This is a genomic window from Chitinophagales bacterium (assembly GCA_020636495.1).
GTDB lineage: Bacteria > Bacteroidota > Bacteroidia > Chitinophagales > Chitinophagaceae > UBA5543.
In genome coordinates, this window is sequence record JACJXQ010000008.1 from 1,063,779 (window position 1) to 1,085,282 (window position 21,504).

A 21,504-nucleotide genomic window follows, 5' to 3' on the forward strand; every position below is an offset into this window, starting at 1 on the left:
TTACTGCCTGAGTTGTAGTAATTTAGACCTGTCGCATGAATCATTTACCGCATCTTATACAAGACCTGGGGTTGGTACTGGTTGTTGCCGGGCTTACCACATTGCTTTTCAAGTGGCTGAAACAGCCTGTTGTGTTGGGTTATATATTGGCTGGACTGATAGTAGGGCCTCAGCTTACTTTGTTTCCGACTGTTTCAGAAATTGAGAACATCAGGATATGGGCGGATATAGGCGTGATATTCCTTTTGTTTACGCTGGGACTGGAGTTCAGTTTCAAAAAGCTCATCAATATTGGTGGTCCTGCTTCCGTAACAGGGCTGATAGAAATATCCGCTATGCTGGGCGTTGGTTTTATCCTCGGCCGCATTATGGGCTGGCCACTGATGGACAGCATATTCCTCGGAGGAATACTATCAATAGCGTCTACCACTATTATTATCCGGGCATTTGATGAGCTTGGCATAAAGGGCAAGAAATTCGCCGACCTTGTATTTGGCGTGCTTATCATAGAAGACCTGGTGGCTGTGGTACTCATGGTGTTGCTGTCAACCATATCTGTCAGTCGAGAGTTTGCAGGAATAGATATGCTGCTGTCTATTCTTAAGCTGGTTTTCTTTCTGGTACTATGGTTCATAGCCGGGATCTTTTTTATACCATCATTCCTGAGCAGGGTGCAAAAACACCTCAATGATGAGACCTTACTGGTATTGGCTATCGGCCTATGCCTGTTCATGGTGATATTCGCATCAAAGGCAGGGTTTTCACCCGCATTGGGTGCTTTTATTATGGGTTCTATTCTTGCAGAAACTATACAGGCAGAACGGATAGAACATATTATTACACCCGTGAAGAATTTGTTTGGGGCGGTGTTCTTCGTGTCGGTGGGTATGTTGATAGACCCGAGAATACTGGTTGAATATGCCGGTCCTATTTTGTTGATAACACTTGTGTTTATCTTTTTCAAAGTATTGCATGTTACACTTGGAGCTGTAATATCCGGTCAGCCATTACGAACAGCAATACTTGCAGGTATGAGCATGGGGCAGATAGGGGAGTTCTCGTTCATTATTGCGACACTCGGCGTAACACTTAATGTAACCAGTAGCTACTTGTACCCTATAGCAGTAGCTGTATCTGCTCTTACTACTTTCCTTACGCCCTATATGATAAAATCTGCGCCGGCTCTATATGACAGAGTAGAACATATACTGCCTGAAAAATGGAAAAAGACTTTAGTAAGGTATAGTACAGGTGCACAGAACATCAATACGATAGGTGACTGGTCGTTGGTTCTAAGGTCGTTTTTTATAATCTCATTTTTCAGTCTGCTGATATCTGTTGGTATCATTATCCTTTACCAGGAGGTTGTTTATGATTTTGTGTTAGGTAAAGTAGCTCGCACTATTTGGGCAGAGACCATTACTGTATTCTTCTGTCTTATTACTATATCTCCTTTCCTATGGGTGCTGATGATGCGTAAGTTGCAGCCTGCTGCATTTGCTAATTTGTGGGCCAATAAACGCTATCATGGCCCGCTTATTGTTTTAAGGTTATTACGTACAGGTATAGCTATTGGCATTATTGCAGTGATGTTCATCGCCTTCCTGCCAATTAAGCTGGCATTGGCAGCAACGGTGGTATTAGTAGGCCTGGTACTGTTCTTTGCACCTAAGATACATACCTTCTACCTGAGAGTTGAGGATCGGTTCTTTTTTAACTTCAATCATCGTGAGATAGTACACGCAAAGGCTAACCGGAAAGAACTTGCACCTTGGGATGCACACATTGCACAGTATGTTTTGCCGGTTGGTTCGCCCTGTATGGGCCGGTCGTTGGCCGAATTGGCTATTCGTGAGCAAACAGGTGTAAATATCGCTATGATCAAAAGAGGTGATATACACACCTTGATAGCACCGGGCAGAAATGAACGCATATATCCGGGTGACAGAATGTTTGTGATTGGCACTGACGAACAATTAGATGCATTCAAAGAATTTATTCAACCGGACAGCACACACAAAGAGCTGGAAGAGCAACATGAGGTAGTATTAAAGAAGATCGTGGTTACGGGTCAGTCTTATATGTTGAATAAAACAATTCGCGAAAGCGGCATACGTGAAAAAACAAACGGCCTGGTAGTGGGAATAGAAAGAGGCGGAAGGCGTATGCTGAACCCGGAATCGACTACTATTTTTGAAAAAGATGATAAGGTTTGGATCGTAGGTGATTCTGTATTGATAGAAGAGTTATTGTCGGTAACCTCTGAGAATGATTGACCGGCTGCTGTGGTTGGGTAACGATTCGAAATGAGTATATATTACACTGTCATTTGTTGCGGTAACTGTTCTGTAATTGGATAATAACAGAGTATACTGTGTTCCGGTGTCCTTACCTGTGAAGACCATGCCGTTATATGTCAGCTCGTGATTAGAGGAATCTATGCTGATACTTATCGTTTTATTGAAACTGTAATTAACAGTATTATTCGTCTTCCCTGTACCATTGAAATGAGATTCCGTAACTATACTGTCATTAACAAAGTATGTACCATTGAAAACGGGTTCGGGGTTTTCAATTATAGGTGTTGTATTGTTTTTGGGTTTCTGACAACTTAACAATAACAAATATGCCGATAATAAGAATGAGATCCTTGTAATCATGTATTGCAATATAGTTCAAATGCCAGTTTGTGCGTCGCGCTACCACGACGTTTTTACAATACGTTGCACGAAATGAATATTTTCTGCTATGATATTGACAAGGTAAATACCGGCTTGCAGGTGCGATATGTCAATTGACTCACTGGTAGCCATAGTTGTACTACTGTATATGTTTCTACCTGTTATATCTGAAATGGAAATATTGTTTTTGCCGTGAAGGTTCTTAATATTCAACTGGTTGGTTGCAGGATTGGGCGAAATCGAAATGTTTTGAGAACCTGTCATGTCAGTGACGTTTTGCGGAGCAGGTAATGTACCGAAACATGTGATGCTCCAGTCGCTGAAAGAGTTAGATGCTGTACAATATGCTCTTACATGTACACACTGTTGTGTGTCAGGTATCAACCCTTGCAACATGGTAACGGTACCTGAAACAGGTGTGCCACTTCCAGCAGGAGGGTTGGGGGATGTGTCAACGACAAACTCGTAGCTGCCCGCATTCTGGAATGGAGCCCAGCTGACACGGGCTGTGGTTGCTGTTATATCTGTGACGATGATATTGTACATCTGTAAGCCTGAACATGGAGTATTGAAGCATATGTAGTTCCAGTCAGACGTATCTCCCCGTGCGCATATTGCCCTTACAAAACAGCAGTAGGTTGAGTTGGCGGACAGGCTTTGTAACTGATAGTTATTATTTGTGGTAAAGCTGCCTTTTATGGTAGGCAGGTTGCTGGAAGTACTTACGACAAATTCGTAGCTGTAGGCTGCCGATATATTCGACCAGTTGACGGTTGCACCATGTTGCGTTATGTTGCTGACGCTTATGTTTTCCGGCTTGAAGCACGCGATAGAATAGTGCGTGTGTGTGAAAAGGATAATAACAATAATAATTATCATCCTTACAAAAAAACTGAGCATGGGTTTCATAAGGCTGTATTTATGTTATGAAGCTAATCAATAATAAGTTAGGCCATCATATTTTTTTCTTATGATACCAAAAAAACACCCCCGGCTTTTCGTTCCGGGGGTGCAAAAGATAATTATATTAATTAACGATTAAACGTTTTGCATCACGGTAGGTGCTGCGCTGCGTATCTCGTCATTAGCCTGATCTGCAAATTGTTCAAAGTTTTTGATGAACAGTTGAGCCAGTTCATTTGCTTTTTTATCGTATGCTTCCTTGTCGCTCCATGTATCGCGAGGATTCAGTATCTCATCAGGAGAGTTAGGACAAGTTTGCGGAACCAATACACCGAATACGTTGTGAGGTTTGTACTCTACATTGTCCAGTTCACCATTCATTGCAGCAGTGATCATAGCACGTGTGTACTTCAGGCTCATACGGCTGCCAATGCCATAAGCGCCACCGCTCCAGCCGGTATTCACCAACCATACTTTTGCATCAGGATGTTGTTCCAGTTTTTTACCTAGCAGTTCCGCATATTTAGCAGGATGCAGTGGCAGGAATACACGTCCGAAACATGCAGAGAAAGTTGTTTGTGGTTCTGTAACACCTACTTCTGTACCAGCCACTTTAGCGGTATAACCGCTGATGAAGTGGTACATAGCCTGTGCTGTGGTCAGCTTGCTGATAGGAGGCAGGATACCAAACGCATCGCAGGTCAGGAAGAAGATGTTCTTCGGATCGCCACCGTATGAAGGTTCTTTTGCATTAGGAATATTGTGTATCGGGTATGCAGCACGTGTGTTTTCAGTAATGCTACCATCTGTATAATCAGCTTCGTTAGTGCCTGCTTTGAAAACGATGTTCTCCAGCATAGCCTCATGCTTGATTGCATTGAATATCTGTGGCTCTTTTTCAGCACTCAGGTCGATAACTTTAGCGTAGCAACCACCTTCAAAGTTGAAAACTGAACCATCAGCCCATCCGTGCTCATCATCACCTATCAATGCGCGGTTGACATCAGCACTTAAAGTAGTTTTACCGGTACCTGACAGACCGAAGAACAAAGCAACATCACCGCCCTTACCCTCGTTGGCAGAACAGTGCATGCTCAATACGTTATGTTCGTGTGGCAGCAGGAAGTTCAGTACACCGAAGATACCTTTCTTCATTTCGCCTGTATAAGCAGAGCCGCCTATCAGTATGATCTTTCTTGTAAAGTTTACGGCAGTAAAGTTGCCCTGGCGTGTACCATCAGTAGCTGGGTTGGCCTCAAAGCCCGGAGCCTGAAGTATCAGCCAGTCAGGATTCTGGTTGGCTATTTCATCTTCCGTAGGACGCAGGAACAGGTCGTTACAGAACAAGTTAGCCCATGGAGTTTCATTTATTACACGGATGTTCAGCCTGTATTTAGGGTCAGCACATGCATATGCATCACGTACCCACACCTCTTTACCATCCAGGTAAGCACATACCTTATTATAGAGGTTATCAAATACCTCAGGAGTCATAGGGATGTTCACATTACCCCAATCAACACTGTTTTCTGTGTATGCGTCTTTTACGGTGAATTTGTCTTTTGGTGAACGGCCGGTGAATTTTCCGGTATTTACGCAAAGTGCGCCTGTGTCGTTCATCTGGCCCTGGCCAAGTTCAACTGTTTTGTTGATCAATTCTGTCGGAGAGAGATTCCAATGTGCAACTGCAACATTAAGACCCAGGTCGGAAAGGTTTGCCGTTGGGTTCTTTTTGCCATTTTCCTGCATAAAATCCTTTTTGGTAAAAAATTTTTTGAACGGCAAAAATAGCACATAAAAAGAATAGAGGGCATTAATTTTTCCCCCGTTTACCAGTCGTTAACGCTGACATTTGTCATGTATTTTGTTAACCTGAATATATATCAGGCAGTAGTTGTGTAATATGCTGGTCATTCTTGTTAAAAACAGGCTTCCTGATAATTGTTTGCAGACTGTTGATAAACTATATAAGCTCCTGTATTCCATATGCTTGTAACAAGCATTTCCAGCCCTTAAATATGACACTGGCTGGCAAAAGAAAAATAGGGTATATAAAATTGCATTCAGTCTTAGTTTTTGAACGAAAAACGAGTATCTTTGCGCAAATTTTAGGCAGAGTAATGGTTGTAAAACGTCTTTTTTCCTTACTGGTATTGATTTTGGCCCTTTTCGGAACCCCTGATTTCGTATATGCTCAACACGGTGGCGAAGCTCATCATGAGGCATCAGAACATGGCCACGGCGATGCAAAAGAAGAAAAAGGTTTCAATGCATCTGAAGTAATCTTCGGTCACATCAGGGATTCTCACTACTGGCACCTGTTTGATATTAATGAAACGCCGGTAAGCCTGCCACTGCCTGTTATTATATACCACCCCGAAAAAGGACTGGAAATATTCTCAGCTTCAAAATTCCACCACGGTCACGAGTCTTATAATGGTTATTATATAGACCATAATGTGAAAATGAAGGAAAAGATAGCATCTGAAGATGGTGCTGCTATCAAAGATTTCTCTATAACCAAGAACGTATTGTCTATGTTCCTGTCTGTAGTAATTCTACTGACACTGATGTTGAACGTAGCTAAGAAATATAAAAAGAACGGAGTGATGACCGCACCAACAGGTTTTCAGAATGCATTGGAACCTGTTATTACTTTTATCCGCGACGAAGTAGCGAAACCTAACCTCGGCAACAGGTATATGACCTATATGCCGCTGATACTGACCGTATTCTTCTTCATATGGATCAACAACCTTTTGGGGCTGTTGCCGGGCGGTGCCAACTTTACCGGTAATATAGCTGTAACAGCTTGCCTGGCAGTTGTATCCTTTACTGTAATGATGGCCAAGAGCAACAAGCATTATTGGAGCCACTTACTTAATCCTCCGGGTGTTCCTTTTGGCATCAAATTGCTCCTGGTACCTATTGAGATAATGTCTATGTTCATCAAGCCGATGGCGTTGTGTATACGTCTTTTTGCTAACATGATGGCTGGACACATAGTAATTTTGAGTGTTATATCTATGATATTTATATTTGCTGCACTAAACCAGGTAGCCGGTATCGTTTTCGTGCCGTTCTCTCTTGCGTTTTCTGTTTTCATGTTCTCGCTCGAGTTACTGGTGGCAGCAATACAGGCTTTCATCTTTGCCAACCTGACAGCAGTGTTTATTGGCCAGGCAATAGAGGAGCCGCATCATGATCATGGCGGAGACAGGCAGATCGAAATGTAATTAATATATTTATAAAGATTTTTATTAATCAATAAAACCAAATAACATGTCAGTGTTAAACACAATTATGTTGCAAGCAGGTGATGTAGCTACTGCAGCTGCAGCCGCAGCAGGTACTGCTAAAGCAGGTGGTGCTATTGGTGCAGGTATCGCAGCACTGGGTGCTGGTGTTGGTATCGGCCAAATCGGTAAAGGCGCGGTAGAAGCTATCGCTCGCCAACCGGAAGCAGCTGGTGAGATCCGTAGTAACATGATCCTTACTGCAGCCTTCGTTGAGGGTGCTGCTCTGTTCGCGATCATCGTAGGTTTCCTTGCTATGGTACTGTAAACGCAACGTACAAAACTTAACTGCACCCTGAGCATAGGGCAAGGGGTGCAGTTATTAACCTTTACTAACAAGAATAGAATATATAAATAAGAAACTATGGATTTGTTAACTCCTGAATTAGGGTTGTTTTTCTGGACGCTGATCGCATTCCTGGCAGTGTTCTTTATCCTTAAAAAATTTGCATGGGGACCAATATTGAAAGCCCTGAGCGAACGAGAATCAGGTATTGCGGAGTCTATTGCTACAGCCGACCGTCTGAAGCAGGAAATGGCGCAAATGCAAAACGAGAATGAAGCCCTTATGGCCCAGGCTCGTGAAGAGCGCTCACAGATGCTGAAAGAGGCACGTATAGAAAGCGAGCGTATCATCAACAAAGCAAAAGAAGATACCAAAACTATTGCTGACAAGATGCTTGTAGATGCCCGTCAGCAGATAGACCAGCAAAAGATGGCTGCCCTTACTGAGGTGAAGAACCAGATAGGTAACCTGGCAGTAGAAGTAGCTGAAAAAGTTTTGCGTAAAGAACTGGCAAGTGCTGACAGCCAGAGTACATACGCTCAAACACTGGTAGAAGAAATAAAACTGAACTAAGAAAATGCCGAATCCTCGTCTTGCATCACGTTATGCCAAATCGCTTATTGACCTTGCTGTAGAAAAGAACAGCGTGGAAGATACACTGGCAGACATAAAATACCTGGACAGCATATGCCGCAACTCAATTGAGTTTACTAATATGCTGCGCAGCCCGGTGATACATGCCGGTAAAAAACTGGATATTATAACAGCGGTAGTAGGTGATAGCCTGAAGCCTCTGGCCCAGTCTTTTGTAAAACTGCTCGTGTCCAAAGGTCGCGAAGAGAACCTGCCTGAAATTGCACATGCATTCATTCAGCAGTACAAAGAGATGAAGAATATAAGGTCTGTAAAATTGATCACTGCTACACCTATTAACGATAGCCTGAAACAAGCTATTATGACCAAGGTAAATGCTGCTGTGCCCGGTGCCACTATCGAGTTGTCAGAACATATAGACGAGTCATTGATAGGAGGTTTCGTATTGCAAATGGAAGATAAGTTGTTCGATGCCAGTATACGCCGCGACCTGAATGATGTGAAAGCGCAATTCAGGAAGAATATTTACGTTGCTGAGTTGAGATAATTAATAAATTGAAATTTTTATAAACGATTATAAAATAGAATATCATGGTTGAAATTAAACCGGATGAGATTTCGGCGATTCTTCGCCAACAGCTTACAAACTTCAACGCTTCTGCCGACCTGGAAGAAGTAGGTACCGTACTACAGGTAGGTGATGGTATCGCTCGTGTATATGGCCTGAATGGTGTTCGCCAGGGTGAGTTGGTTGAATTTGTTGAAAACGGTGTTAAAGCCATCGCATTGAACCTGGAAGAAGATAACGTTGGTGTCGTACTGATGGGTGACAGCGGATCTATTAAAGAAGGTGCACAAGTGCGTCGTACCGGACAGATCGCATCTATCAAGGTAGGTGAGGGTATGGTTGGCCGTGTGGTAAACACATTGGGTGAGCCGATAGACGGTAAAGGTCCTATTACAGGCGACCTGTACGAGATGCCACTGGAGCGTAAAGCACCGGGTGTTATCTTCCGTGAGCCGGTAAAAGAACCACTGCAGACAGGTATCAAAGCGATAGATGCGATGATCCCTATCGGACGTGGACAGCGTGAGCTGGTGATCGGTGACCGTCAGACCGGTAAAACAGCTATCTGTATCGATACCATCATCAACCAGAAAGAATTCTACGAAGCAGGCGAGCCTGTTTATTGTATATATGTAGCAATCGGTCAGAAAGCATCTACCGTAGCAGGTGTTATGAAAACGTTGGAAGAGAACGGAGCGATGGCTTATACTACTATCGTTGCGGCTTCGGCTTCTGATCCTGCACCACTACAGTTCTACGCTCCGTTTGCGGGTGCTGCCATAGGTGAGTACTTCCGTGATACAGGACGTCCTGCACTTGTAGTATATGATGATCTTTCTAAACAAGCGGTGGCTTACCGTGAGGTTTCCCTGCTGCTGCGTCGTCCGCCGGGCCGTGAGGCATATCCGGGTGACGTATTCTACCTGCATAGTCGTTTGCTGGAGCGTGCTGCGAAAGTGATCAACAGTGATGAGATAGCTAAGAACATGAACGACCTGCCTGAAAGCCTGAAAGATAAAGTGAAAGGTGGTGGTTCTTTGACTGCATTACCAATCATCGAAACACAGGCTGGTGACGTATCTGCGTATATCCCTACAAACGTGATCTCGATCACTGACGGACAGATATTCCTTGAGTCTAACCTGTTCCTGTCTGGTATTCGTCCTGCCATTAACGTAGGTATCTCTGTAAGCCGTGTGGGTGGTAGCGCTCAGATCAAATCAATGAAAAAAGTTGCCGGTACACTGAAACTTGACCAGGCGCTGTATCGCGAGATGGAAGCATTCTCAAAATTCGGTGGCGACCTGGATGCTGCTACAAAAACAGTACTGGACAAAGGTGCGCGTAACGTGGAAATACTGAAACAAGCTCAGTACTCTCCGTTCACAGTTGAAAAGCAGGTGGCTATCATATACCTGGGTACCAACAACCTGATCCAGCAAGTACCTGTTAAGAACGTAAAAGAGTTTGAAGAAACTTTCCTTCGCGAAATGGATTCAAAACTTCCTGATGTTCTGGCAGAATTCAAAAAAGGTCAGCTGAACGAAGCAAGTATCGAGAAAATGGTAAAACTGGCCAAAGACCTGATACCTCAGTTCAAGAACTAGTATTTGACATTTATTATACAAAGCCGGCTTAAATTATTAAGCCGGCTTTTTTTTTATTATGTTCCTGAACCTCCGTAATTTCATCAAATTAATAATTGAAATATGAAAATACCTGTACTCAATGTGAAGAGTTTGAGCGTGATTGCAGCATGCTGTTTTTATTCGACAACATTATTTGCACAGTCTGTAAAAACAGAACGCAACCCGAAAGACAATACTGTAAAAACTGTTCTGTTCGAGAATGGTCAGCAACCTTCAAAAGATATGTTGGCTTCAGTAATAGCTGAATATACTGGACTACATATGCCAGCAGACCTTAAGCTGAAATTCTCGCATAAGGAGAAGAATGGAACTGAGATAATAAGGTACTCCCAATGGTATAACAATGTACAAGTGGAACATGGCTCTGTATCTGTAATGATGAAAGACAATGCTATCACTTTTATCAACGCAAACATATTTCAGCCTTCGGGTATACACACTGTTGCTCCGGTACTATCAGAAAGCGAAGCGTTGACCAGGGCTTTGCAGCATATAAATGCGAAGGAGTATATGTGGGAACATACTACTCAATCGAAATTAACAGCTAATAACCCATCTTTTCAACAGCCTGTTGCAACCCTTGTATGGGTAGAAGATTTTACTACAGATGAGTTGGACAGGCAATTGCACCTGGCTTATAAGTTTGACATATATGCTAAGCAACCTGTAAGCCGCGACCTTATTTATGTAGATGCGATTACAGGTAATATATTGCTGAAAGATGCGATAATAAAGCATGTGAATGCTACAGGGACATCTGTTTACAGCGGCTCTGTAAATTTTACTGTATCTAACACAAGTCCGAATGTTTACGAGATGTACGATTCCAACCGTGTACTGTCTACATATGACCTGGGTGGCGGTACAGACCTTGGTTTTGCAAGTCTTATCAGCAATAACTCAACAACATTCAGCAAGAGTATAGCTGTAGATGCACACTGGGGCGCTACTAATGTTTGGGACTACTGGATGAATGAACATAGCTGGAATAGCTATGATGGATCAGGTTCTGAGTTGTATAGTGTTATAAACTATGATGTTGCTTATAATAACGCATTTTGGAATGGTTATGCCATGCTGTATGGTAATGGCACCGGTATGTTCAACAGTGGGTTTGAACCGTTAGTATGTCTTGATGTTTGCGCGCATGAAATAGGTCATGGCGTCTGCCAGTCTACATCAGGATTAGTATATAGCAAAGAGTCAGGTGCCATGAACGAGGGTTTTAGTGATATATGGGGAGCGGTTGTGGAACATTATGGAGCGCCTGAAAAACAAATGTGGACCATTGGCGAGGAAATACGAGTAGGTGCTTTACGCAGCATGAGCAGCCCGAAACTGTTTAAAAATCCTGACTGCTATACAGGTACATATTGGACAAATGTTGTGGGTTGTTCTCCTAATAATGGTAATGACCAGTGCGGTGTGCATAACAATAGTGGTGTGCTGAATCATTGGTTCTACCTATTGGTTGAAGGCGGTAAAGGCACAAACGACCTGTCGAATAATTTTGAAGTGGCTGGTATTGGCGTTAAGAGTGCAGCGTCCCTGGTTTTTCTTACTGAGCAGGCGCTTAGCGCTACCGCTACTTATGCTGACTGTCGCTCTACGTCCATTGGTGCTGCATCAACACTTTTTGGCAGTTGCAGTCGTGAGGTAGAAGCTGTAACCCGCGCATGGTATGCTGTAGGTGTAGGATCAGCATTCAGCCCTTGTGCTCCGCAAATAGGTTTTGCTATTGCAGATACAACCGTAAACAAAGTTGTTCCGGGTATTATTTGCCCATCATCAAAAACAATATCAATACCATTGAGGATCACAGGTAACGCACCAACAGGAGGTAATGCATCTGTTACTGTAGCAGGAACCGGTACTGCCATTGACGGTGTGGATTTCAAAATTGTGAACAGCCCGCTGACATTTAATTCCGGCAGTTCGGCATCTCAAAATATACAGGTAAGTATCATTGATAACGGTGATGTCACCAAAGACAAAGTATTAAAGCTATACTTTACAATTACAAAGAATGGTAGCAACGCTTCAACTTCATATACTTATGATACCTGTGTTATTACTATTACCGGTGAAAGAGATGAACCTGATACAAATGGTAATGTTCATCATAGGGTGAATACTGCGAACGTAAAAAGCAAGGCTATTACGCCTTTCTTCAGCAGGAACAAGCTGGCCCGTTCGCAGTTTATTATAACAGCCGATGAGATGCTGGCGGCAGGCGTTCGACCTAACGAACAGATTACAGCTTTGGAGTTTAATGTTACGGAAAAGAACTCAACACAGGCATTTAATAATTTCAATCTGAAACTGGCGACCACTACTGTTAGTGATGTCAGTGCGGGCAACCCTACTGTTACTACGGTTTACTATAATGGTAATCTCACTACACAAGCGGGTTGGAATACACTACAATTCAGCACTCCCTTTATTTGGAATGGCACTGATAACCTGGCGATAGAAACATGTTTCTCTAACCTTACAGCAGGAACCGAAAATGACTTTATAGAGGGCATTGTGACGGACTATCCGGCAACCTCAATTGCACATTCCAACTCAGGTACAGACGGGTGTACACTTGCATTTTCTTCAGGAAATTATTATTACAGTATCGCCAAGCCGGTTATCCGCCTGGTGCAGCCTACTTTTGCTACACAGGTGGAAACGATAAAAGTAGCGGGCCGTCCGTGGGAAGTGAGCCCTAACCAAAGTGTTTATTTTACCAACGACACATCAGGCAAACTTATTGTGAACATAAGCAAACCCCAACTTTTACTGGGTTGTACTACAGTAGGCATTACCGCGCAAGGAAACGGACTAGATACTGTAGTTGGAAATAATTACAAAGGCGTAAAGCGTTCTGTAAAAGAATTCTCTGTTTCAACACAGAACAACACGACCTCTGCAATGCCTAACTACGAAATGACCTTGTATTTTGATACTTCGGAGCTTTCGGGTGTCAACCTGGCCAATATGCGCATTGTAAGCACCGATGCTACTACAGATGCAATGATGAACGGTGCTAATACGGAGATTGTAGTTCCTGTTATTACTAACGGGCCAAATTATATATCCTTCAAGGGAAGTTTTAAAGGTAACAACAATGGTATGTGGAAAGGTATCTGGGGTAGGTATTTTATTACAGAGAATACTTTCAATTTATTACCATGGGAATCTGTTGAAGGAATATCTAAAAACACCGGCAACATTCGCGTGGTAAATAATCCTTTTACAGATAAGATATACATTAGTTATACATTATCTGCTAATACTGTTGCTCGGGTAAAACTGTATGATATTACAGGTAAAACCCTGCTGGATAAAGAAGAACAATTGGCAGCCGGTAGCAGCAGGTTCGTGGTAAATGTAGGAGATACACAACTGGTACCCGGTAATTATATATTGCAGGTGATAACAGGCAGCGAAGTGCTGACACAGAAAATGGTGAAACAATAATACAAAGAGACCATAAATAAAGAAGCCCCTCATGAGGGGCTTCTTTATTTATTATGAGTTCAGAATGTTCCTGGAGATGACCAGCTTTTGAATTTCTGATGTACCCTCGCCTATGGTACACAGCTTGCTGTCACGATAGTATTTTTCAACCGGGAAGTCTTTGGTATAACCATATCCTCCAAATATCTGCACCGCGTCGGTAGCTATCTCAACACTTATCTCAGATGCATAATACTTGGCCATGGCAGACTCCTTGGTCATGCTCACGCCGCGGTTCTTCATGTCAGCAGCCTGGTATATCAATGCCTCAGCAGCAGATATTTTTGCATACATGTCAGCAAGTTTGAAAGCGATCGCCTGGAAATTGGCTATCGGCTGGTCAAATTGCTCACGTTCTTTTGAATATTTAAGAGAAGCTTCATAAGCACCCTGTGCTATACCCAGTGCCAGCGATGCGATAGAGATACGTCCGCCATCCAGGACTTTCATAGCCTGTCGGAAACCGTCACCTACTTCGCCCATGCGCTGTGCGTCTGATATGCGGCAGTTGTCAAATACTAATTCTGTTGTCTCTGAAGCACGCATGCCCAGCTTGTTCTCTTTTTTGCCGGCAGAGAAGCCCGGAGTACCACGCTCTACGATAAAAGCAGTTACATTGCTTTTGGCACGTGGTTCGCCTGTACGTGCAAGAACTACTGCCACGTTACCACTCTTACCGTGGGTGATCCAGTTTTTAGTACCATTCAAAACCCACTCATCACCATCTTTCACAGCAGTGCAGCGCATATTGCCCGCATCGCTGCCTGTATTGGCTTCAGTAAGTCCCCATGCACCTATCCATTCGCCCGATGCCAGTTTGGGAAGATATTTTTTCTTCTGCTCTTCATTGCCGAAGTACAGGATGTGTCCTGTGCATAATGAGTTGTGTGCAGCTACCGAAAGACCGATAGAGCCACATACTTTAGCTATCTCGCTCACAACAGTAACATACTCAAAGTAGCTAAGTCCGGAACCTCCATATTCTGTAGGAACCAGTACACCCATCAGGCCCAGTTCCCCCATTTTGTGGAACAACTCAACAGGAAATATCTGTTCTTCGTCCCACTTCATCATGTCCGGACGGATGTGTTTATTCGCAAAGTCGCGGATCATATCAGCGATCTGCAATTGGGTATCTGTGTATTGAAAATCCATAAAATATTATATGTCCAAAATCTGTCCGCAATTTTACGAACTTTTTGCCAACAGTCCATATTTACGTGCAATATGTTGTGTCATCTAAGGCAGTTCTGTTATTATATATGTGTGTTATTTCTATGCGTAGTGCTACTCAAGAACCGTTCTTTGCAACAACATCTCTTTGGTATCCTGTTTGAATCTGTACACTTCAAACACTTGTTCCATATTGGTAAATTTACCCAGTTTGCGTCTTTGCGCTAATATTCGATGCGAGAGACCCTTACCTATACCTGGCAGGGCAATAAGTTCAAGAGAGTCTGCTGTGTTCAGATTCAGTTTTGATGTTACAGGCTGTTGGTAGTATTGTGTATTCAGGTTTACTACCTTTTTTTTATCCGGTATGGCTACTTGTTGTAGTTCCACTTTATCAGGATGCACCCACAAGTGCATGGTGGCTTTCACGATTATCAAAACCAGTATCAGTAGCAGCAGTGCTATAATACCCATGCGTTCTGTTCGGGTAAAGCTGGTGTATGACCGGAAGTGGTTTTTCATGCGTAGGGTAAAGCTACAAATTACCTGTTATATGAGGTCGCTGGAAAGGGGCAGTCACTATTCTTTTGCACTTTCCCGCATTGCTTTTTTCTGTGCAGGGGTAGGCGCTGGTGTCCATGAGTTATCATATGGTTTGAAGACGGGGTTCTTCAGTAGCTCATCTACTTCAATTTTACCGTCCATATAGTCCGCCAGCGATTGAAAAGCTGATTTGTTCTCTTTTTTGAATACCAGCAATGCAGCATTAGCCCCAGCTTTGGTAGCAATCGGCACGCCACCACCCAGCTCTGCCCAATGCCCTGCTAGCAACAGGTTCTTTACCGGGGTCTGGTAATGGGCAACCTTACTTTGCATATTCTTTTTGCCGGGGCGTGCGCCCATCATAGTACCGCCTTTGTTGCCGGTGTATCGCCAGTGTGTAACGGGAGTGGCCACATCGTAGAACAGGATATGGCTGCGCAATCCCGGAGCAAGTTCTTTTTCTACCCGGTCAATTATTATTTCTGCTATAGCGGTTTTATTATTCTTATATGCTTCGCCACGTACATAGTTACCCTTTTCGTCTTTCTCAGTATGCCATTCGTTATACTGGTGCATAAGCGCTGGCATAAAGAGTGTCAGTGTTCCATTGCCTTCAGGGGCCAACGTTTTGTCGCGGCAAGAGGGGGCAAGTATGATAAGTTCACTCTTGTGTGGGTCGCCGCTGCTGTGTTCCGCACGCGGTATGTTCTCGCTGCCGATGTGTACCATTTCTTCACCAAAGCCTAATTCCTCTGTAGGACAATCCAACGCGATTGATATGGTTACTGATGATGCATATAATTCCGCATCTCCCAGTTTCTGTTTCAACTTTCGCGGAACGATATGTTCAGGCAGCATCTTTTCGTAGAGTGTCTCAACATCACAAGCAGCCAGTACGTATTTACTGTTTACAGTGTACTCATTACCTCTATGTTCAAAACGTACACCATTGGCAGTATCACCTTCCAGCAATATCTCCTGTACGTTGCATTTAAAATACAGGTCGTTGTGATAATGCTCTATCACATGTTGCAGCCACTCAGGAATTACCTGCCCGCCACCTTGTGGGGGGCTTTGGAAATCCTTGTAATATGCCCATCCTATTGGCACCAGGCAGCCCAGCAGCTCACCTTCTGACGAGAAGATGTCATGTATCTTTTTGTCTTTAAAATATTTGTTTAGCCCTTTCCTGATACCGTCATCTCCGCTGTAAGTGATGAATGGAATAAAAGGCATAGCAAACCTGAGCAGGCGCAGTTTGTTGGTCATCCGCTCCAGCGGCCCCATGGTCTCTTCAGAGCGGAATATGTTACCAAAGTTCTTGAATGAGTAGCCAATTTTTTTTGCCGCCTTAAAAAAACGGATGATGCCTTCTTTGCTGTTGGGGTATTCTCTGATAAGTTGGTCTCGGAGCTCATCAGGGTTGTTGGTCAGCATATAATCAAAGCTATCACCCTTGAAACGTTTGATCTTGCGTTGCACCACGGCATGAGGATAATCATTACCCAGTATGTCGAAAACCTTGGTGACCAACCCCTTAGGCCCATATTGGTTCAGCCAGTGTATAGCGGTGTCAAAACGAAAATCTTTGCGTCGGAAACCTGCCAGGTACCCACCCGCATGTGGCTCTTTTTCCAGTACACAAACGGAAAAACCGGCTTTGCTTAGTAAAGCAGCAGCGGTAAGCCCGCCTACACCCGCACCTATCACTACTATATCGTAATATGGCTGTATATCAAGTTTCTGCATAAGGGTGTGGCAAGATAGGATAATTTGGGTGATGCTGAAAACAGCAAGAGGAATTGAATTATAAAATGACACATTAGGAATGAATAAACTAAGTGTACTGCAGATAATTATCCCATTGCCAGCCCATTGCACTATCTTTGCACCCGAAACTGAAGATCATGCGTTACAGTATAGTTGTTTTAATATTTATGGCTTTGTTGGCAGGCAGCTGTAGGGAAGCACGTATTCACGAAAAGGCTGAATGGGGTAAATATTTCCGGGAAGAGGGTATAGATGAGACCAAAGCCTGCTTTATTCTGCGCGATAACAACCACGAGGCTATTGATTACTATAATAAAGAACGGTGCCTGGAGCGTTTCAGTCCCGCTTCTACTTTCAAGATATTCAACTCGTTAGTAGCTTTAGAGATACCAAAAGTACCAGACGAGCAATTTGTCATTGCCTGGGATAGCATTGAACGTTGGAATCCTGAGTGGAACAGGGATATGGACATGCGAGATGCTTTCAAACTTAGCAATGTCGGGTATTATCAGGAGTTAGCTCGTCGCATAGGGCCTGATTATATGCAGCACTACTTAGATACGGTGAATTACGGTAATAAAAGTATTGGTGGCGGCATAGACGTTTTTTGGCTGAACGATAGCCTGAAAATATCTGCTGACGAGCAGGTAGGGTTTGTAAAACGACTCTATTTTAACGAATTGCCATTCTCTGAGCGTACACAACGCATCGTGCGCAGTATGATGATTCAGGAGCAGAACGATGCTTATAAGCTGTCATACAAAACAGGCTGGTTCCAGACCAATGAAAAGAATATGTTGTGGGTGGTTGGTTATATAGAACGGATAGAACACGTGAAAGAACATGAGAACGCAATGAATAAGAGTGACATCCGCATGTATCCCTATTTCTTTGCGCTGAATTTCGAAGTGCCACGCAATGACGATGGCAAGAACTGGGCTGAGGTCCGCATCAGCATCCTGAAAAACATCCTGAAAGACTTTGGCGCTATGCCATCGGAAAATACAGAGGGATAGAATAAATATTCTGAAACATAAAAAAGCTGCATGATACATCATGCAGCTTTTTTTATGTCAATTATCGGTTTATCTAAAATAGCTTTTTGAGCACATTATGCACCACATGAGGTTTGCCAAGTGTATAGAAGTGCAATATCTGTGTGCCGTTCTTCAGCAGGTCTTTACATTGTTCATACAGCCATTCTTCGCCCACCTGCTCGCAGGCTTCCGGCGTCTTGGCCTCGTTTATAGCCTTATACAGGTCAGTTGGTATCTCGGTATTGAAGATACTGGGTACCACGGTCAGTTGACGTTGGTTATATAGTGGTTTTAGCCCGGGTACGATTGGAACATTAATACCTGCGTGTTTGCAATTTTCTACAAAGTTGTAATAATGTTTGTTGTTGAAGAACATCTGTGTGGTCACATAATCAGCACCCAGGTCTATTTTGCGCTTTAGGTAATACAGGTCAATATCCGTATTCGCCGATTCAAAATGTTTTTCGGGGTAACCTGCAACGCCGATGCAAAAATCTGTATTGACCCCGCCAAGAATATCATCCTCAAGGTATTCACCTTTATTCAGTTTTATTATCTGGCCAACAAGCTCTTCTGCATAGCGGTGGCCATTGGGGTGCGGTGTAAAAAACTTTTCATGTGCTGCTGCATCGCCACGTAACGCCAGTACATTCTGCACACCCAGGAAGTTCAGGTCTATCAACGCATTCTCGGTTTCTTCTTTACTGAAACCACCACATATAAGGTGAGGGATAGCCTCCACCTTGTATTTATTCATGATAGCCGCACATATACCAACCGTACCGGGGCGCTTGCGTATCTCAACACTCTGGAAACTACCATCAGGACGTTTCTTATATACCTGTTCAGCACGGTGATAGGTAACATTGATAAATGCAGGCTTGAACTCCATCAATGGGTCCAGTGTTTTGTATATAGACTCGATGCTTTTGCCTTTAGGGGGTGGCAGCACTTCAAGGGAGATGATAGGCCCTTTGTTATTAGCTAAATAATCAGTTACTTTCATATCGAAAGCAAATGTAAATAAGTTAGGGCTGATTTTTATTACAAGAATTAGCACCAATTTGGCAATGTAATTTGCGGGTACTTATACATCGTTTGTTATTTTTGTCGCAAATACTGGGTATTGAGCATCGAACAAAGGAAAATAATAGCAAAGGGACTGGTGAAACGTTACGGCAAACGTACAGTGGTGAATAATGTGTCTTTCGAGGTGAACCAGGGAGAGATAGTAGGTATACTGGGACCGAATGGCGCAGGTAAAACTACCTCATTCTATATGGTGGTGGGGCTGGTGAAGCCGGATGATGGTGAAGTTTTCCTTGATGAGGTGAATATCACTAAACTCCCTATGTATAAGCGCGCCCAGATGGGTATCGGCTATCTTCCACAGGAAGCATCCATTTTCCGTAAACTTTCTGTTGAAGATAACATCCTGTCAGTATTAGAGATGACTAAATTGAGTAAGCAGGAGCAGACAGATAAACTGGAGTCTTTGTTGGAAGAGTTCAGGCTGACACATGTGCGTAAAAGCCCCGGAGATGTATTGAGTGGTGGCGAACGCAGACGTACTGAAATAGCTCGTGCACTGGCAGTAGACCCAAAATTTATACTACTGGATGAACCCTTCGCAGGTATCGACCCAATAGCGGTAGAGGATATACAGGCTATCGTTGCCAGCCTGAAATATAAAAATATCGGCATATTTATCACCGATCACAACGTACAGGAAACTTTATCTATCACAGACCGCGCGTACCTGCTGTTTGAAGGGAAAATTCTGAAAGCAGGCACTGCAGAGGAATTGGCAGCAGACGAACAGGTGAGAAAAGTGTATCTTGGACGTAACTTCGAATTGAAACGCAAGGAATATCCTACCACATAATTGCGGGTAAATACTATTTTAGCAGTGAGCAGAAATGCTTATATTTAGATTTGGTTTAATTTAACATCAGACACAGCAAAGGAATGAGCCTGATAAGTCCGGCATTGAAAGGTTATATGAAGTTGCGCAACAGCGCGATAGACAACTTTATGCTGAATCCTGTAGATACACAAAAGCAGGTATTCAATCATATTGTTGGCTCGGCGCAGTTTACGGAGTATGGCAAGAAGTATGGTTTTGAGCATATAAACAGCATAGCAGAATTTAAGCAGATAGTACCCATAAACGATTATGATACCCTGAAACCATATATTGAACGCATATTGCAGGGGGAACAGAATATACTCTGGCCTTCTCCTATCAACTGGTTCGCAAAATCCAGCGGTACCACCAGCGATAAAAGCAAATTCATACCCATCAGTAAAGAGTCACTCAGTGACAACCATTTTAAGGGTGGTAAAGATGTGTTTGCCCTGTATTTCAGGCAGTTCCCGCAGTCGGGTTTCATGTCTGGCAAATGCCTGGTTATTGGTGGTAGCCACCAGATCAACCAACTGAATGTAGATTCATTCTATGGCGATCTGTCGGCAGTAATGCTGCAAAATCTGCCATTATACGGGCAAATGGTGCGAACACCCGACCTGTCGATAGCACTGATGGCGGAGTGGGAAGAGAAGATAGAAAAGATCGCACATACCACCATCAATGAGAATGTTACATATATAGCCGGTGTGCCAACATGGACCATCGTACTTATCAAGCGAATACTTGAGATATCAGGTGCAAAGAATATTACTGAAGTATGGCCTAATCTTGAAGTATACGTACATGGTGGTGTGAGCTTTACGCCCTACCGCAAACAGTTTGAAGAATATATACCATCTGACCTGATGCATTATGTTGAGACCTACAATGCGTCAGAAGGTTTTTTTGCTGCCCAGGATGATGTTACTCGTGATGATATGTTACTTTTCCTCAATCACGGCATATATTACGAGTTTATGCCAATGGATGAATACGGCAAAGAAAATCCGCAAACACTCTCGCTGAAAGAGGTACAGCTGAATAAAAATTATGCACTGGTCATTAGTACCAATGGCGGCTTATGGCGCTACATAGTGGGCGATACAATACAGTTCACATCTCTACATCCGTTCCGCATTAAAGTGACGGGCAGGCTGAAACACTTCATTAATGCATTTGGCGAGGAGGTAATTGTGGATAATACCGATAATGCTATTGCGGATGCCTGTGCACAAACAGGCGCTGTAGTGAATGACTATACTGCCGCCCCTGTGTATATGACAGGCGAGAGCAACGGAGCTCACGAGTGGATCATTGAGTTTGAACACCTTCCTTGCCCGCTGGAGGTATTTACCGAAAAGCTGGACAATGCCCTGCAGCAGATCAACTCTGATTACGAGGCTAAGCGTCATAAGGATATTGCATTGCGTATGCCGATAGTACACCGTATGCCGGTTCATGGCTTCAACAGGTGGCTGAAAGACAAAGGTAAACTGGGTGGTCAGCATAAAGTGCCGCGCCTTAGTAACGAACGTAAGTACCTCGAAGAGATAATGCCTTACACAAAAGGTTAAGCCTTCTTATTAAT

16 protein-coding genes are annotated in these 21,504 nt (G+C 43.4%); 10 read left to right on the plus strand and 6 right to left on the minus strand.

The genetic code is table 11. From position 1 onward, the window contains the following. The first annotated feature begins 35 nt into the window (after positions 1–35). Positions 36–2,276 (plus strand): cation:proton antiporter, encoded by a 2,241-nt coding sequence (locus H6550_04640; GenBank protein MCB9045411.1) that lies wholly within the window; start codon positions 36–38, stop codon positions 2,274–2,276. 423 nt (positions 2,277–2,699) lie between these two features. Here H6550_04640 and H6550_04645 read toward each other — a convergent pair whose 3' ends face one another. Beyond that, the gene (locus H6550_04645; GenBank protein ID MCB9045412.1) at positions 2,700–3,590 is read right to left on the minus strand and encodes a T9SS type A sorting domain-containing protein; all 891 of its coding nucleotides are present in this window, start codon (positions 3,588–3,590) and stop codon (positions 2,700–2,702) included. Between the two features lie 129 nt (positions 3,591–3,719). Continuing rightward, positions 3,720–5,333, minus strand: a complete 1,614-nt coding sequence (gene pckA, locus H6550_04650) for a phosphoenolpyruvate carboxykinase (ATP) (protein MCB9045413.1) — start codon at positions 5,331–5,333, stop codon at positions 3,720–3,722. Positions 5,334–5,704: 371 nt separating this feature from the next. Here pckA and atpB point away from each other — a divergent pair, with 371 nt between their 5' ends. The 6 genes from atpB to H6550_04680 all read left to right on the plus strand — a co-directional run bounded on the left by atpB (position 5,705) and on the right by H6550_04680 (position 13,445). Next, complete coding sequence (gene atpB / locus H6550_04655; GenBank protein MCB9045414.1) at positions 5,705–6,820, plus strand: F0F1 ATP synthase subunit A; 1,116 nt, start codon at positions 5,705–5,707, stop codon at positions 6,818–6,820. 52 nt (positions 6,821–6,872) lie between these two features. Beyond that, positions 6,873–7,148, plus strand: coding sequence for an ATP synthase F0 subunit C (gene atpE / locus H6550_04660; protein MCB9045415.1), 276 nt, complete (start codon positions 6,873–6,875; stop codon positions 7,146–7,148). A gap of 96 nt (positions 7,149–7,244) precedes the next feature. Continuing rightward, positions 7,245–7,739 carry a F0F1 ATP synthase subunit B gene (atpF, locus tag H6550_04665; protein MCB9045416.1) on the plus strand — a complete coding sequence of 165 codons (495 nt, stop codon included), beginning with the start codon at positions 7,245–7,247 and terminating at the stop codon, positions 7,737–7,739. A gap of 4 nt (positions 7,740–7,743) precedes the next feature. Next, a complete protein-coding gene (atpH, locus tag H6550_04670) occupies positions 7,744–8,307 on the plus strand; it encodes an ATP synthase F1 subunit delta (GenBank protein ID MCB9045417.1) in 564 nt (187 codons plus the stop codon). Between the two features lie 44 nt (positions 8,308–8,351). Continuing rightward, positions 8,352–9,935 (plus strand): F0F1 ATP synthase subunit alpha, encoded by a 1,584-nt coding sequence (locus H6550_04675; protein ID MCB9045418.1) that lies wholly within the window; start codon positions 8,352–8,354, stop codon positions 9,933–9,935. Between the two features lie 102 nt (positions 9,936–10,037). Then, positions 10,038–13,445, plus strand: a complete 3,408-nt coding sequence (locus H6550_04680) for a M4 family metallopeptidase (protein ID MCB9045419.1) — start codon at positions 10,038–10,040, stop codon at positions 13,443–13,445. A 51-nt stretch (positions 13,446–13,496) separates the two neighbouring features. Here the strand turns inward: H6550_04680 and H6550_04685 are convergent, their stop codons facing one another. The 3 genes from H6550_04685 to H6550_04695 form a co-directional block, all read right to left on the minus strand. Then, entirely contained in the window at positions 13,497–14,639 is a 1,143-nt protein-coding gene (locus H6550_04685) for an acyl-CoA dehydrogenase family protein (GenBank protein ID MCB9045420.1), read from the minus strand. A 132-nt stretch (positions 14,640–14,771) separates the two neighbouring features. Then, positions 14,772–15,179, minus strand: coding sequence for a helix-hairpin-helix domain-containing protein (locus H6550_04690; protein ID MCB9045421.1), 408 nt, complete (start codon positions 15,177–15,179; stop codon positions 14,772–14,774). Positions 15,180–15,236: 57 nt separating this feature from the next. Beyond that, on the minus strand, positions 15,237–16,949 hold the full coding sequence (locus H6550_04695) for an NAD(P)/FAD-dependent oxidoreductase (protein ID MCB9045422.1): 1,713 nt from the start codon (positions 16,947–16,949) through the stop codon (positions 15,237–15,239). Positions 16,950–17,107: 158 nt separating this feature from the next. Here H6550_04695 and H6550_04700 point away from each other — a divergent pair, with 158 nt between their 5' ends. Next, positions 17,108–17,986: a class D beta-lactamase gene (locus tag H6550_04700; GenBank protein MCB9045423.1), complete on the plus strand. Its 879-nt coding sequence runs from the start codon at positions 17,108–17,110 to the stop codon at positions 17,984–17,986. Positions 17,987–18,059: 73 nt separating this feature from the next. On the opposite strand, the gene metF is transcribed toward H6550_04700, so the two are convergent. Beyond that, positions 18,060–19,013, minus strand: coding sequence for a methylenetetrahydrofolate reductase [NAD(P)H] (gene metF / locus H6550_04705; GenBank protein MCB9045424.1), 954 nt, complete (start codon positions 19,011–19,013; stop codon positions 18,060–18,062). Between the two features lie 126 nt (positions 19,014–19,139). Here metF and lptB point away from each other — a divergent pair, with 126 nt between their 5' ends. Both lptB and H6550_04715 read left to right on the plus strand, forming a co-directional pair. Beyond that, positions 19,140–19,892 (plus strand): LPS export ABC transporter ATP-binding protein, encoded by a 753-nt coding sequence (gene lptB, locus H6550_04710; protein MCB9045425.1) that lies wholly within the window; start codon positions 19,140–19,142, stop codon positions 19,890–19,892. A gap of 83 nt (positions 19,893–19,975) precedes the next feature. After that, positions 19,976–21,490 carry a GH3 auxin-responsive promoter family protein gene (locus H6550_04715; protein MCB9045426.1) on the plus strand — a complete coding sequence of 505 codons (1,515 nt, stop codon included), beginning with the start codon at positions 19,976–19,978 and terminating at the stop codon, positions 21,488–21,490. Positions 21,491–21,504: the final 14 nt, after the last annotated feature.

Coding starts and splice junctions, on each gene's coding strand:
- H6550_04640 (MCB9045411.1), top strand. CDS start 36: ATGAATCATTTACCGCATCTTATACAAGACCTGGGGTTGGTACTGGTT.
- H6550_04645 (MCB9045412.1), bottom strand. CDS start 3,590: ATGAAACCCATGCTCAGTTTTTTTGTAAGGATGATAATTATTATTGTT.
- pckA (MCB9045413.1), bottom strand. CDS start 5,333: ATGCAGGAAAATGGCAAAAAGAACCCAACGGCAAACCTTTCCGACCTG.
- atpB (MCB9045414.1), top strand. CDS start 5,705: ATGGTTGTAAAACGTCTTTTTTCCTTACTGGTATTGATTTTGGCCCTT.
- atpF (MCB9045416.1), top strand. CDS start 7,245: ATGGATTTGTTAACTCCTGAATTAGGGTTGTTTTTCTGGACGCTGATC.
- atpH (MCB9045417.1), top strand. CDS start 7,744: ATGCCGAATCCTCGTCTTGCATCACGTTATGCCAAATCGCTTATTGAC.
- H6550_04675 (MCB9045418.1), top strand. CDS start 8,352: ATGGTTGAAATTAAACCGGATGAGATTTCGGCGATTCTTCGCCAACAG.
- H6550_04680 (MCB9045419.1), top strand. CDS start 10,038: ATGAAAATACCTGTACTCAATGTGAAGAGTTTGAGCGTGATTGCAGCA.
- H6550_04685 (MCB9045420.1), bottom strand. CDS start 14,639: ATGGATTTTCAATACACAGATACCCAATTGCAGATCGCTGATATGATC.
- H6550_04690 (MCB9045421.1), bottom strand. CDS start 15,179: ATGAAAAACCACTTCCGGTCATACACCAGCTTTACCCGAACAGAACGC.
- H6550_04695 (MCB9045422.1), bottom strand. CDS start 16,949: ATGCAGAAACTTGATATACAGCCATATTACGATATAGTAGTGATAGGT.
- H6550_04700 (MCB9045423.1), top strand. CDS start 17,108: ATGCGTTACAGTATAGTTGTTTTAATATTTATGGCTTTGTTGGCAGGC.
- metF (MCB9045424.1), bottom strand. CDS start 19,013: ATGAAAGTAACTGATTATTTAGCTAATAACAAAGGGCCTATCATCTCC.
- H6550_04715 (MCB9045426.1), top strand. CDS start 19,976: ATGAGCCTGATAAGTCCGGCATTGAAAGGTTATATGAAGTTGCGCAAC.